This window comes from Pseudoalteromonas sp. SANK 73390, assembly GCF_054966645.1.
The window spans coordinates 84,861-99,723 of record NZ_ARPN01000105.1 but is presented as its reverse complement, the minus strand read 5'-3'; the positions used below and the strand labels follow the sequence as shown (position 1 = coordinate 99,723).

The window sequence follows — 14,863 nt, the reverse complement described above, 5'->3', positions numbered from 1 at the left end:
CTTCGCGTAATGAAAGCCTTTGATTTGAACAAAATTCATACTTAAAAGATCAACAGACCCTAATGACTGGTAAATTCATCTTATTAACAATAAAACCTCAGGTCGAGTATACCGCGAGTACGGATATTAAGCAGTTTATATGCCGTTAAACCGGTTGGCTAGAACTCAAGGTAGTTTAGATAAATTGCCCCTTTTGTGTTTTTATAAACATAAAGGGGCGTATATCTGGGGGAGGGAAGTTATAGTGTTGCAAGAATTTGTTTTGCAGTGTTTCTGGTTAAACACGCTGCCATAGGAGACTTATTAAACTTTTTCCGACTTACCGTTTGTAAAGTACTACTATGTTTGTGAGTGTTATTTAGTACTATGACTTTGCATTCAATGTTGTTTTCAACTTCACTATAACGCAGCTCTACACGCTCTGCCTTGCGGATCACATTTTTATATGGGTAACCTTCATTGGTATTGATATGCTCAACATGTTGGTGTTTTGCATACGTTGCAGTGGTGAATATAATCAATAATAGTGTTATTAACGTTTTCATTATGTACTCTCTATTGCTAGTTGGCTTGAGGAAATTATTAGCTTATTTGACATTACTGACAAACGATAAAAACTGCTCTATAATTAAGTTTTTCTTAACTGTGTTGATGTCATGAGTTTACCTCCATTAAAAAGCCTGATGTATTTTAAATACGCAGCTCAGCTAGGTAGTTTTAAGCTAGCATCACAGCAATTGTTTGTTACACAGGCTGCCATTAGCCAACAAATAAGGGCTTTAGAAGCACATTTAAGCTGTGAATTGTTCATTCGCCAAACTAGAAAGGTAACGTTAACTCGACAAGGTGAGCAGTTATTACCTTATGTATTGGCAGCATTTAGCCAGTTTGAAGAGGGTGTAAAAGCGCTGCACCAAGACCCTTCTCCACATACTCTTAACTTATCAGTATTGCCGTCCTTTGCTGCCTGTTGGTTACTTCCCAAAATTCATGACTTTCAACAGCACCATAGTGATATTAAATTACGAATTGACCCAAGTGATAAACTGATAGATTTTGAACAAGGAGAGGCTGATTTAGGGATACGCTTTGGTTTAGGAAATTATATGGATGTGCATAGCGAGCTGCTCGGCGGAGATCATATGCTATTAGTTTATAAATCAGACATGTTAGATGAAACAAAGCCGCTTAAATCTCAGTTGTTATCGCAAAGGCTAATCATGGACGTTTGCCCCGATGCAGAACGGGCATGGCAGTTAATGTTTGATGAACTTGGCGTAACAGAGGAGCAAAAGCCAGACTTTTTAGAAATTGATAATGCGGCGCTGGTGGTGCAAAGTGTGTTGTCTGGACAAGGGATTGGCATGCTTAGGCGCAGACTTATTGAGAGTCAGTTAGCTCACCTACAATTACAAATCTGGCCGGGCTTTGAATTACTTTGTGAGTATCAGTATTATTTGGTGGGACCCATGAGTCATTTTTCTTGGACTAAAGTAATGGCTTTTAAAAATTGGCTTCAGTTGCATTTTAACCAATCATGTTGATTGTGAAGGTGATCTATATTTGCGCAACCAGTTTATTTACTTAATGCCTGTGCTATTGGCGATATTTGAAACCGGTTCCAAAGCATCTACTATTTCAAAATCCTTATTCCAGCCTGAGGCTTTAGGCGATATAGGTGTTAATTCACTCGCGCGTGACTTGAAGTTGTCATTGCATTTTCCTCCATGATCGTAGTGGGTTATACCTAGATTATGCTAAAGTGCTTACGAAAGTTTGTGGTGTGTGAAACTCTGCCAATGTGTGGTTTATGTAAATTACACTGGATTACACGGTTGAATAACGGGTACTCTGTGCCTATTGAGGTAAATTGGCTTGGCACTATGCTTGCTTTATCTACTTAGCTGTTTTGGTCATGCAAAGTAGGTGTTGTATGAAAAGTCTATTTGGGGTGTAAAATGCGCAAGCATGTGGTATTTACTATCTTCTTTTTATTGCTTTTATCGGGATGCGGGCAAGATATTCCGTTAGCTGAAGAGGTGGTGCATCAATTTGAAGCGGAGCCTTTACTTACAGGCCAAATTTCTGACGATGGTCGGTTGTTGTTAACGGTGACCACCTCAGAGCAAGTTAAAATTTGGCGAGCGGCGTCAAAGCAAGTTGAGTACCAAGTGCCTGAAAGTGAGTTACTCAAGCCTGTTCGTCATGCGCTTCTGTCGAATGATAATTCATTATTACTGATTGCTAACTACGATACGTTAGGCGTATGGTCTGTGTCGGGTAAGGCGTTCATACATAAAGTACAATTTAGTGGTGTTGATTCAATGGCCGCAATCAGTCATATTGCGTTATCGCCTAACAATGGTCGGGTCTTAGTTGCGATGACGGATGGTTCGTTAAATATGGCTGACTTAAATACCCGTCTTAACAACCGCTTTAAACCGCACGCTCGTCCTATCGACTTTTTGTTGTTTGGTAATCAAGGTGAGTTATTTTTATCCGGAGCGCAAGACGGCAAAGTAGGGTTATGGCAATTTGGCTCACCAAAGCCTTTGTTTGAAAAGGAGTTTGCACATCGTGTCACGAGTTTAAGCGTTGATCATGGCTTCTCACGCCTTTTTGTATCGGATGGCTTGAACGCTCAACATATAAAAACATTAACCCGTGGTGATGAAGTAACAAAACTAAACTATTCTGCGCGTTTTAAAGTCTTTAGGAAGTCACTGTTTATTCCCTCAACTCAGTTACTAGCAACTTCATCTTCTAAATCACATCTAAGTTTATGGAATACACAAACGGGAGATGAGCTAGGCACCTGGACTATTAGCGCACAACGGTCAGGGGCAACTATTATATCTATGCACGCAACACAAACTGGCAAACTTTATACGTTAAATAGTGATGCAATGCTTCAACGTTGGGATTTAAATGCGCTAACGCTTTAAATAAAAGGCACCAATATGATTAGAGTAATGTTACTTGGGCTATTTACTTGCCTTTTAGTCGCGTGTGGTGAGCCAGCTATGATCACATCAACTGAAAAACATCAGTTTAGTGATGCGTTGGTACTTGACGGGCAAATGTCGGCAGATGCTAAGCAAGTGATGTTATTGATTGAGGGCCCTAACTTAGCAGTATGGCGCACTAATGATAAGCAAATTGTAATGACGTTAAATGAAGAGCAATTACCAGCAAAAGTACGTGCCATATCGTTGAACGAACGCATTAATTTGTTACTAGTCGCTGGAGATAACAGCGTGCAGTTGTGGCACAGCCTTAGTGGCAGATTACTTAGCACCATTGACGTTAAAGGTATGGATGAGCTGGCTCGAGTATCAGCACTGAGGGCAAAAAAAGATGGCAGTGAAATAGCTGTTGGTTTCACCGATGGTTCTGTGGCGTTATTTGATTATGCAAATAAAAAGATGAAACATTTTATGCCACATTCTAGTAACATTATGGCCATTGAGTTTTACCAGAACAAGATAATAACGGGCTCGCATGATGGCTCTGTTAAAGCATGGGATGCGCATACAGGTACTACACAATATCAACGCCAGTACACCTCAAGGTTAAGCAGTTTGGCATTATCAGCAGATAAACAACAGCTTTTTGTAGCTGATGGACTGAAGACTCAGCAGGTGTTGCTAGCTGAAAATGGTGAGGTTGCAAGTGAGCTAACTTACCTCTCGCGCTTTAAATGGTTTAGGCAGGCACTATTTATACCAAATTCTAACTACCTGGTGACTTCAACCCCAAAATCAGAACTCAATGTTTGGGAAACTTCACTAGGTAAAGAGCAGGTAAGCTGGCAAATAGACTCACACAGTATGGGAACAACATTGCTAGACATGGTGATAATAAACAATGAGTTAATAACGCTCAGCAGCGAAGGCGTGATTGAAGTATGGCCGCTGATGTCTATTTTGACACAGCTTTAACCACTTATTTTATATTAGTATAATGATCAAATGACAGGTTTATTAATGCGTTTGAATAGCTTAATTCATTTTTTACAGCATAACAAAATTCAGCTGCTTTTGGTGGCTGTGTTTTATGTTACTAATGCGACAGCAAATGTGACGCTCTCAAATGAAGTTTGTAAGGGCTTTTTATTTGAGGCACAGCAACTTGAACGTGCAGGCAGCAGTGAAAAAGGGGCCCCATCGTATGGGCGATTTCAACGACTAGAAGAGCGTTTAAGGTTATTTTGTCCCGACATTAGCTATCAGGCACCATCAAAAAATGCGAGTAAAAACAAAGCAACGAGTGATAATAAACCTATCTTGCAAGTGGCTGCTACTGACTTAAAGCAAGGTATAGAACCATACGAGAGCACAAAAAAACAGCAAGCATGGCTAGCGTTTTATCGCGCCACAGAGCGTTGTACAAAAATCCGAAAGACGACACAAGAGCATGTGTATTGCACAGATGAAATATCAAAGCAAAAACGTTTATTTGACTTACACTGGGAAGACTTAGAGCAGTCAAAAGAACGTGAAATGGCTGCAGTAAAAAAGGTAGAACCGAAAAAGCAAATTGCTACTAATCAAAGTGTTGAGCAAAAACACAATACCAGTACTCAAGGCACTGATAACGATAGTGTTAAACCAAGTGCCACTAACACTCCTAATCAATATAAGCAAAGCTCTCAACAAGCCTCTACTTGGTTGTTTATCGGCCGCTATATTTGGCTTATTTTACTTATCACAAGTATTGTGGTTGTAACTGTTACGCTTTGGCCCTATACACGAAGAATTCTTAATAACCAAATAAGTAGACTATTCCTAAGTACTTTTTTATCTAAATCATTACCAAAGACTGATTACTATTTAGCTGGGAAAATACACTTTGTAAGTGATGGCAAAACGCACTATATTGATCAATTGATTCTCTCAAAATTTGGTGTTTTTGTTGTGCAATATCAAACTCAGTGTGGGTCTATTTGGCAAGATACACATTCAGAACTATGGACGCAAAGTGTTGACGATGAACGTTATTATTTCGATAATCCTATTGTGGATTTGGATAAGAAAGTGGCTTTTTTAAAAGACTTATTAGATATTGAGGGGCATGTTCAAGGCTGTATTATATTTCCGAATGACGTATCTTTTAGAACGACAGTGCCCAGCCAAGTCTGCCTGTATGACCAAGCCCCAAGCTATATTAAACAAATAGATACGCCATATTTTGAATTGCAACGATTAGAGACACTCAAAGAACAAATTAAGTTATACCAGAAAGACACATCATTCACAGAGCGTTTTAGTCAGCTTGTGACTCAAGGGCCTTAATTATTTTTGTGCCACAAGAAGGTATAGCCTAGATTAGCTCTTATGATGGTGCAGAAGCTCTGCTGTAGCGTAAAGAACTTAAGCTATAAGTTCTTTACGTGGTGACTTTAGTGAGGAACTAAACAATTTATTTAAACAAAAAATGTGCGCTATTTGTCTATAAATTTTTACTCGCTTAGTTGCCTAACTAAAGCTTCGCCTACAGCTTGGGCACTTGCAGGGTTTTGCCCAGTAATTAATCTATCATCCTCTACAACAAACACACCCCAAGGTTGCACTTTGTTAAAGCGTGCCGCACTTCGAGTCAGCGACTCCTCTAATAAAAAGGGGATATCATCAATTGTGCCATAATCAATTTCTTCTTCACGCGTAAAGCCTGTTACAGATTTATTGGCTAATAACTTATCGCCATTACTTAATGTTATAGGTAATAATCCCGCAGGGCCATGACATACTGCTGCTAGTACACCACCATTCTCATAATGCTTAGCGCTCAGAGCAGCAAAGCTCTGATTGCTTGCTAAATCGGATAGCAAACCGAAACCACCTGGGTAATAAATTGCATCATAACCATTAATATCAAGCTCTGTTATTGCAATGGTATTATTAACTTTGCTTTGAAAAATTTCATTACTCAAAATTTCATTATTCACTGTATCATCTTCTATATCTGTACCATACAGTGGTGCTTTACCTCCTTTTATTGAGGCAATATCGTAATCATATCCTGCCTCTAAAAATATGTGTAAAGCATGTGTTAGTTCAGGAGAAAAAGTACCGTTTTCTTTATCAGTAGTGCCCAATGTGGGGTGGTTGGTGACTGGGATTAGTATTTTTTTCATTGAAAAGTCCTTTATCTGCGTTGCTACAATATTAAGTTAAGTTTACGGATACAGATTAACTTTAGATCATTTTACAGCTTTGCAACTAGAGTCTCATATGAACTCCCTGCAAATGTCAAAAAGAAAGAGTTAAAATAAATTAGATGCTCGCTGATAGACGGGCTCAAATTGAGGAGCTACCTCTGGCTTTTGATGTATTCGCAACATTTTGACGTCTCTGTTGAGTAGTTTATGCAACTTCAGACCCTAATAATAAAGATTGTAATAACTGATTTTTATAAAGTGTATAGAGGTCTTAATTTAACGAATTGTGACTTTGGACTTTAATATTGATTATGCCACTATAATTAGCCTTCTATCGATTTTTACCAACCAGATAGAAGGCTAATTAGTTGCATGCTTTTCTCTGTGTTATGAAAATACATGCTCGCTCAGTAGCAATGTTGTTTGCACTACATTCAGGTCGAATCAGATCGGGTCTCAGCTTGTGCGGTCCAGCGTATGATCTCTGGGATCATGCCTTGGTTTTCTTCTGGAAGCTCAAGGTGTGGGCTAGATAAGAAAACGCGGCCCTTTCCATAGGTTGTATGAATACACGCAGTGTGACCGCTCATATGTTCATCGCTAAAGTATTCTGGAAAGCGAATACTTTCGTTTTCTGAGTCTTCAGGTTCTATCACAGATGCAAAAGAGGCGACTTCGTTTATAGTGCCAAAGCCTTTTTTGCGCTTGGCTTCCGTAGGTTGTCCGTAAGGAGGAGCAAGCATGAGAGGGCCTTGCCAGTAGAGCATCGGGAGCGTGTCTTTGAGTGTCCACTCAGTAGAAAGGATTGCCTCTACATGGTCAGCATTTAGCTTCACATTAATCAAACCGCCACCACGATTTTGGTGTTTCATGTCGTGTAGTTTTACATCAACTAATGCGAGCCATCCAAATCGAGCATTTGTCGCGAGAAATGCACCAGAGCAAATACCAAAGTAGCCACCTCCTTGGCGAACGAAATCGCGCACAATTTTTCTGCCGCGAACGCCAAGAACCCATTGTTGATGCAACATTACTCCACCGCCTGGAATAATAAAAACATCAACGCCTTCAAGCCTGCTTTGTCGTAGCTTTTTCCCGGTCACGATTATTGTATTTAAATCGGGCTCTGCCTTTAAGATCGAATGCAGAACCCTGGCTGATTTATTTTCTGGTCCAGCCAAGGAGCCCTCGTTGTTAACATCTAAAATAGCGACTGTTGTTGAGTTCACACGTTTTTCCTTGTTAAGAAATTGCAATTTCAATCTTCAAAGACATACCATAGAGCACAGGTCTATTCATTCTTAGATGCTATATACGATAACAAATAAATTATGACAAAAAATTAACAACGAATATAATTACTGTCAACAACTACTTGTGATTATGTATTTGAATACTGGCATAGATGATTACTCTATTAAATTGCACAAAGAGGGTTAAGTCGTTTGCTTCACAACCTATGTGTCAATTTACGTGTTTTCTATGCATTGAGTCCTCAAAATCACTTTTTGAGCTAAAGCGTGAGCAATAAAACTAACGTAAGTTTAATTAATGCAAGCAGAACGGTGTTTTTACACTTTTAATAGCAATAAATATTTGTTACATCAATAACCTTGTAGATTATCTGTGTTTAAATGCACGGGTTAGTATTACACTGTTATTTTAAATACAAACGAGGATATAATTATGATCGAACAAGGACAAGCATTACCACAAGCAACGCTAAGTGAATTAACGGCAGATGGAATGGTGAATCACCAAGTCGAGGAGCTATTTGCAAATAAAAAGGTTGTTTTATTTGCTGTGCCAGGTGCATTTACACCAACTTGCTCTGAGTCTCATTTGCCCGGTTTTGTTACACTTGCCGACAAAATTAAAGACAAGGGTGTAGATCTGATAGTCTGTGTTTCTGTAAATGATGCATTTGTTATGAAAGCTTGGGGCGAGTCGCAAAATGCTTCACACATAGCCATGTTAGCCGATGGTGATGCAAGCTTTACGCGTGCACTTGGACTTGAGATGGATACGCAATCATTTGGCGGCGTACGTTCACAACGCTATGCGATGATCATAGATAACGGCGTAGTATCTAAGCTTAATGTAGAAGCACCAAAAGAGTTTGAAGCAAGTAAAGCTGAAACTATTTTAGAATATTTATAGAATAGATAAACATACTGAGCTGCCGGCAACTGCAGCTCTTAACTCAAAAAACTTAAAATACTTACCATGCACCCACAGCAAACACGCCAGAATATCAAAAATATTATTACTGCAATAACGCAACAAGAACAGCACGTTAGAAACAAATATGGCATTTTAAAATACCAGAACCACATTAGCATAGCTATCTTACTGTTCTCATTTTTCGGTATGCTAAGTACTGGGTGGCTATATATTATTGGTGAGATTAACGGGTGGGTTGCCATTTTTTCAGCTGCTTTTTTTGCATCTATCTCTCATGAGCTTGAACACGACTTGATCCACAGGCAGTATTTCAAGTCGAACCCCTTGGTCCATAATATGATGATGCTAATTGTTTGGCTAATGAGACCAAATACGATAAGCCCTTGGTATCGTAGGCGAATACATCTGCATCACCATAAAGCGTCTGGAACTGAACAAGACATTGAAGAGCGTTTAGTAGGTAATGGCATTAAAAACCCACTGCTCAGGTTGCTGGTCATATCCGATGGGCTATTAGGTTTGATACTTCAGCGTAAACGCTATCAACGGGAAATAAATGGGTTTAGCTTTTTCAGCATTTTTAATGCCGGTTTTCCTATTGCTACTTGCTACTTTTTAATACTTTACTTTGCCATAACTTTTCACTGTTTTGATTTTATAAGTAATGGAAAAATCGAATATCCAGCATTACTGGCCAATGCAACACAGTGGGTCGATACAATGATGGTTATATTAATACTACCTAATCTATTGCGCTCTTTTTGTCTAAACTTAATCACCTCATCCATGCATTATTATGGTGGAGTAAATAATGTGCTGCAGCAAACACAGGTACTTAACCATTGGCTGCTTTTTCCTTTGCAACTATTTTGCTTTAATTTTGGTGTTACGCATACAATTCATCATTTTGTCCCTAACCAACCATTTTATATTAGGCAGCTGATCGCAAAACGTATTTTGCCTGTACTTAAACAAAATAATGTTCGGTTTAATGATTTTGAGAGTTTGAAAAATGCAAATTTGTATAGTCCTAACTAAAATATGATCTAATGGATTGACCGAATACAGAGCGTGCATTTGACCAAAGCTATGTTAATGACTAACTTTACGATTAAGTAAAATTTTATTCTCTTGTATGTCCAGTATTACCATTTCAAGAGAATTGCAGTCATTCAGAGGTCCAGTGTGACGTCTAAAGTAATCTGGCTCATCCTATGTGTAATGCTTTTTGCGCATATACACTTTGTGTACGCTCAAGATGATTTGTTTGATTTATCTTTGGAAGACTTAGCCAACTTTCAGGTGAATACAGCATCATTACGTAATCAAAGTAGGGCGCAAGCCCCCTCAAAAGTCACGCTTATTACCCAAGATATTATTCAAAAAAGAAATTACCGTTATTTGGCCGATTTACTCAAAGACTTGCCCGGTGTTCGATTGTCTTTATATTCATCGTCGGTGGACTCTGGCTCTTCTCAGTTAATTGTTAGAGGTATTACAGGGAACAACAAGTTAGTGTTAATGTGGAATGGCCAGCGGCTAAACCATCCAGATGCGCAACCTTTGCATATTACTCCATATCTTTACCCATTAGAGAATATTGAAAAAGTCGAAGTGGTTTATGGCTCTGCATCGGCAATTTATGGCAGTGACACTATCAGTATGAGTATTAATCTTATTTCTGCGGATACATTTGAAGAGCATAGCTTTTCAACCAATCTGGCAAGCGGTCGCTATAAAGAACAACAAGCAACTGTTGCATACCAAGGCAGTTATCAAGGCCTAACTAGCGAGCTAATGTTTGATTGGTTTAACACTGATGGTGTAGACTTTTCAAGTTTTGATGAGTTTTATAGCCAGTATCCTTTAGCTTCAGGCGTAGATGCACCGCTGTTGGACTTTCCAAAACAACAAAGAGCACCATATTATAACCCAAGTGAGCACGCTTTTACGGCTCGCGCTAGATTTGCCATTGACGACTGGGCATTTCAGACATATTACCAAAGCTTTAAAACCCAAACGCAAATTGGCTGGTCACCTATCATTTATGAGTCAAATAACAGCTCAGGGCAATATCATTTTGTTCAAAAGGGTTTTTACCTAACCCATAAACATACTTTTTCAAACGATGTTACTTTAGAATCATCATTGGAGCATACTCGAAATAAACTTAATCCCGATTCTCACTGGAATAGGCCCAATGCCTTTCCCTTTTTACAATACAGCGCTGCGCTGGAGCCTAGGGGAGTCGGTACAAAAACTTATAAGCTAAACTATGGTAAACGGTCAAAGCTAGAAGAACGATTATTCTTCAGCGCTTTTGACAATCAACTTCATACTGTGGCGGGTATTTCTTATACCCATGTAGATATGTTGCCAAAATCTGGCAATCTTGATTTCCCTGGTATCTATAGCCAAGCAACATCTCAAGTAGATCCGGTGAACTTTCATGATTTAAGTGAGCACAATTTAGGCCTTTTTATTCAAACACAATATCACTATTCAAGTGCTTTTTCAATAACAGCAGGAGGGCGTTTTGACGACCAAAGTCGTTATGGCAATACTTTTAACCCTCGGTTTGTGATTAACTATGAAAATGAGCCACAAAAGTGGTTCGTAAAGGGGATTTACAGTACGAGTTATCTGGCACCCGCAGCGTTTTTTACTTTTGATACTTTTATTGTTCCCAGAACATCCCAACAAGTACCAAACTTAAACCTAAAGCCTGAAGAAACAACAAGCTATGAAATAAATATGGGTAAAACGTTTAAGTACTTCGCATTAGAGGGCTCAATTTATCACACCAAAGTTGAAAACTTGATACGTCAACGACAAGTTAAGTCAATACAAAACTTCACAGATGAGCTGGGTAATTACACTTTTATCACGACGCATACAATTAATGCAGGCAACACAGAAATCACTGGTCTAACACTTGAAGCCAATACCGTGATAAACAATCAAATTATGCCGTATATTTCATACACGTTGGTAAATGGTAGCACCCAAGATACCGGTAATGCTGGGCAGCAGTATGACCTTATTCATGCGCCACAACATCAAATTAAACTTGGGTTTGATAGCCAATGGCTTGATGATAAGTTAACTTTTTATGCTCAGGCACATTACTTTGGTAAGGCACCGTTACATCCAGATAATTATCGCCGACCAGCGATAGATAATAATGGGCAACAATTTGAAATGGCAGATTACTGGTTAATTGAGATTGGCGCTCGTTATAAATTTAATCGTCACATGAGTGTGTATTTTGATGTTAGTAATACGATGGATAAACACTATGAGCAACCGATTGTTGGACAAGAAACCTCTGATTGGACAAGAATTGCCGCAACTCCTGGTATACCAAGGCAGTACTTTTTGGGAGTAGAAGTACAGTTTTAAATTTACTGAAGACATAAATAGCCACCTACCTCAGCAAGTGGCTATTTTCATATTCACAATCAGCTAGGCTGTTTAATTCTAAATACTAAACAGTACATAACGGGTACCACAATCAACGTTAATACTGTAGCAAACCCTAAACCAAACATAATTGTTACTGCCATCGACTTAAAAAATACATCAAATAGTAAAGGGATCATGCCCAATATGGTCGTAATGGCCGCCATTGAAACAGGTCTAACACGACTTACTCCTGAATCAAATACTGCATCATAAGGCGATTTACCTTGTGCTAACTCAAGATTGATCTGGTCAATAAGTACAATGCCATTTTTAATTAGCATTCCTGATAAACTTAATAGGCCCAGCAGAGCCATAAAACTAAATGGGGCATTCAGAGCAACTAAACCCGCAGTTACACCAATAATTGCCAGTGGTACTGTTGACCAAATAACTAATGGTTGTTTCAGTGAATTAAAGAGTAACACTGTAATCATAAACATAGCTAAATAACCAATTGGTAGCGAACCAAATATTGCTTTTTGTGCTTTAGATGAAGACTCAAATTCTCCTCCCCATTGCATTTCATATCCATGAGGTAATTCAATATGCTCAATATCACTGCGTACCCTTGCAAATAACTTGGCAGGTGTTTCATCACCAATCACGTCATGATCGGCCATCACGGTTATTGTGCGTTTGCGGTCACGACGCATGATCAACGGGTCTTCCCACATGACGTTAAACTCATCTACAACTTGTGTAATTGGCACGTAAACTCCCAAAACTGGGCTAAATATTTGCAAATCACTCAAGTTCTCAACATTTTTGCGCTCTTCTTCAGGCGAACGAGCAACAATGGGTAATAGCTGTGTGCCATCTCGGTATAAGCCAACTTTGTTACCCGATACGCTTGTTAACAACAATTCATCAATATCGGTCTTACTGATACCCAAACGACGTGCTTTTTGCTCATTAAACTCTGGGCGCAATACTTTAGTGCGTTGGCGCCAATTGTCTTTAATATTAAAAGCACCCGCATCTTCGGCCAACACAGATTTTGCTTGCGCAGCAAGTTGACGAAGAACAACGGGGTCAGGGCCTGAGAATCGAGCTTCTATTTTTGCATCTGTCGAAGGGCCAATCTCCATGCGTTTTATCTTAAGTGCACCTGCAAGTACATTTTCACGTTCGAACTCTCGCAGTCTGGCAATCATCGTTGTAACCGCTTCTCGATTGCTCACTCGAACAATAATTTGACCGTACGCTGCATATTGCTTTTCAGGTGCATAGGTCAACATAAAGCGTGGTGCACCTTGGCCTATCGTCGTTGTGACTTCTTCAACTAAAGCATCTTGTTGCAAAAATGCTTCGATAGTTGCAAGGTTGTCAGCCGTACTTCGTATATCTGCCCCCTGATAGTGCCAATAGTCCACATAAAACATCGGAGTATTTGAGGCTGGGAAAAATGATTGTTTCACTGACTTAAAGCCAACTACTGACGCAGCCAAAAGAGCAAGCATAAGTAGAATAGTCATAGCGCGGTGCTTTAATGAAAAAGACAGCATTGCTTTATAAACATTAAAAATAATGCCTTTATATGGGTCTTCAGTATTGTCTGAAGATGGTTGGTTAGAAGCCTTAAACAGCTTGTCGGCAAAAAATGGTGTGAGTGTTATTGCTGTTACCCAGCTTAATAGTAAAGAAATTAATAAAACCCAAAACAGCGAGCCTGCAAACTCTCCACTGGCATCACTACTTAAGCCAATTGGCGCAAAGGCCGTGATACCAATCACTGTCGCACCTAATAACGGCCACTTAGTTTGTTCAACAATGTTCACCGCAGCCTGCAACTTGCTTTGTCCGCGTTTTAGATTTATCAGTATGCCTTCTGTCACCACAATGGCGTTATCCACCAGCATACCGAGCGCAATGATCAAAGCCCCCAAAGAAATGCGCTGCAAATCAATTGCAAACATCTTCATAAAAATAAATGTACCTAAAACAGTCAGTAATAATACGGCACCTATTAATAAACCACTTTTAACGCCCATAAATAGCAGTAATACGACAATGACAATTGCAACGGCTTCGAGCAAACTTATTATGAAACCATCGACTGACTTTTCTACTTCATTTGGCTGATGATAAACGTTGTTAATTTCTATACCGTGAGGGCGTTGGTACTCTAATGAATTTAGATGTTTATTTATAGCGTTACCGATATCGACCACATTGACGCCTGAACTAAACGAGACCCCAATTAGCAATGAACGCTGTTGGTTATAACGGGTAATATGGCTTGGAATTTCAGCATACTCTCGGCTTACTTTGGCAACATCTCCAAGATAAATTAATTCTTTTTCACCTGCTTTAGATATCAGTAAATGTTCAAGTTCAGTGACATCTTGAAATTCCCCCGTTGGGTGTAAACGAATAGATTCATCAGCAACACGGATCTTACCGGCATTTGATACACTATTTTGAGACTGTAATAAGCCAAAAATATAAGAGGGTGCAATACCAAGCTGTGACAGCTTTTGTGTTGAAATTTCAACGATTACTTGTGCTTGCTGCTCACCAGCTACTGTGACTTTGCTCACACCATCAACCAGTACTAACTCACGCTTTAAGTAATCAACATAATCCTTTAATTCGTCATATGAATAACCATCGCCAGTTACGGCATACATAACACCATACACATCCGCAAAATCGTCTATTACTTTGGGCGTATATACTCCTGGTGGCAAGCTAGGTTTAAGGTCGTTAATTTTACGACGTAGTTCGTCCCAAATTTGCTTTAAGTCTTTTTTACGATAATTACTTTTCATTTCTACCGTAATCTGCGATTTACCAGCAGATGAAATTGATGTCACATAATCCACATAAGGAAGTTGCTGAATGGCGTTTTCAATCACAAAAGTGACTTCTTCTTCAACTTGCTGTGGAGAAGCTCCCGGGTAAAGCGTCACAACCATCGCTTTTTTTAAAGTAAATTCAGGGTCTTCTAGCTGACCTAAGCCAAAGTAAGACACCGCGCCCGCCATAAGTAACAGTAGCGCGAACATCCAACTAATTACTTTATTTTCAATTGACCACTTAGCTAGACTCATA

Annotated in this window: 11 protein-coding genes; 7 read left to right on the top strand and 4 right to left on the bottom strand. The window is 39.3% G+C overall.

The annotated features are described in order from the left end of the window. Positions 1-239 precede the first annotated feature (239 nt). A complete protein-coding gene (locus SANK73390_RS13045; protein WP_261591385.1) occupies positions 240-545 on the bottom strand; it encodes a hypothetical protein in 306 nt (101 codons plus the stop codon). Positions 546-656: 111 nt separating this feature from the next. On the opposite strand from SANK73390_RS13045, the gene SANK73390_RS13040 reads away from it, so the two are divergent. The 4 genes from SANK73390_RS13040 to SANK73390_RS13025 all read left to right on the top strand — a co-directional run bounded on the left by SANK73390_RS13040 (position 657) and on the right by SANK73390_RS13025 (position 5,294). Next, positions 657-1,544, top strand: coding sequence for a LysR substrate-binding domain-containing protein (locus SANK73390_RS13040; RefSeq protein ID WP_462766423.1), 888 nt, complete (start codon positions 657-659; stop codon positions 1,542-1,544). A gap of 414 nt (positions 1,545-1,958) precedes the next feature. Further along, positions 1,959-2,945 carry a WD40 repeat domain-containing protein gene (locus SANK73390_RS13035; protein ID WP_462766422.1) on the top strand — a complete coding sequence of 329 codons (987 nt, stop codon included), beginning with the start codon at positions 1,959-1,961 and terminating at the stop codon, positions 2,943-2,945. Positions 2,946-2,960: 15 nt separating this feature from the next. Next, on the top strand, positions 2,961-3,941 hold the full coding sequence (locus tag SANK73390_RS13030; protein ID WP_462766421.1) for a WD40 repeat domain-containing protein: 981 nt from the start codon (positions 2,961-2,963) through the stop codon (positions 3,939-3,941). Between the two features lie 45 nt (positions 3,942-3,986). Continuing rightward, a complete protein-coding gene (locus tag SANK73390_RS13025; RefSeq protein WP_462766420.1) occupies positions 3,987-5,294 on the top strand; it encodes a nuclease-related domain-containing protein in 1,308 nt (435 codons plus the stop codon). 167 nt (positions 5,295-5,461) lie between these two features. On the opposite strand, the gene SANK73390_RS13020 is transcribed toward SANK73390_RS13025, so the two are convergent. Both SANK73390_RS13020 and SANK73390_RS13015 read right to left on the bottom strand, forming a co-directional pair. Next, positions 5,462-6,136 (bottom strand): type 1 glutamine amidotransferase domain-containing protein, encoded by a 675-nt coding sequence (locus tag SANK73390_RS13020; protein ID WP_462766419.1) that lies wholly within the window; start codon positions 6,134-6,136, stop codon positions 5,462-5,464. 458 nt (positions 6,137-6,594) lie between these two features. Beyond that, positions 6,595-7,389 carry a BPL-N domain-containing protein gene (locus SANK73390_RS13015; protein ID WP_462766418.1) on the bottom strand — a complete coding sequence of 265 codons (795 nt, stop codon included), beginning with the start codon at positions 7,387-7,389 and terminating at the stop codon, positions 6,595-6,597. Between the two features lie 457 nt (positions 7,390-7,846). Here SANK73390_RS13015 and SANK73390_RS13010 point away from each other — a divergent pair, with 457 nt between their 5' ends. The 3 genes from SANK73390_RS13010 to SANK73390_RS13000 all read left to right on the top strand — a co-directional run bounded on the left by SANK73390_RS13010 (position 7,847) and on the right by SANK73390_RS13000 (position 11,746). Then, the gene (locus tag SANK73390_RS13010) at positions 7,847-8,320 is read left to right on the top strand and encodes a redoxin family protein (RefSeq protein WP_462766417.1); all 474 of its coding nucleotides are present in this window, start codon (positions 7,847-7,849) and stop codon (positions 8,318-8,320) included. A 66-nt stretch (positions 8,321-8,386) separates the two neighbouring features. Further along, positions 8,387-9,382, top strand: coding sequence for a fatty acid desaturase (locus SANK73390_RS13005; RefSeq protein ID WP_462766416.1), 996 nt, complete (start codon positions 8,387-8,389; stop codon positions 9,380-9,382). Between the two features lie 147 nt (positions 9,383-9,529). After that, complete coding sequence (locus SANK73390_RS13000) at positions 9,530-11,746, top strand: TonB-dependent receptor plug domain-containing protein (protein WP_462766415.1); 2,217 nt, start codon at positions 9,530-9,532, stop codon at positions 11,744-11,746. Between the two features lie 59 nt (positions 11,747-11,805). Here SANK73390_RS13000 and SANK73390_RS12995 read toward each other — a convergent pair whose 3' ends face one another. Beyond that, positions 11,806-14,862: an efflux RND transporter permease subunit gene (locus SANK73390_RS12995; protein WP_462766414.1), complete on the bottom strand. Its 3,057-nt coding sequence runs from the start codon at positions 14,860-14,862 to the stop codon at positions 11,806-11,808. Position 14,863: the final 1 nt, after the last annotated feature.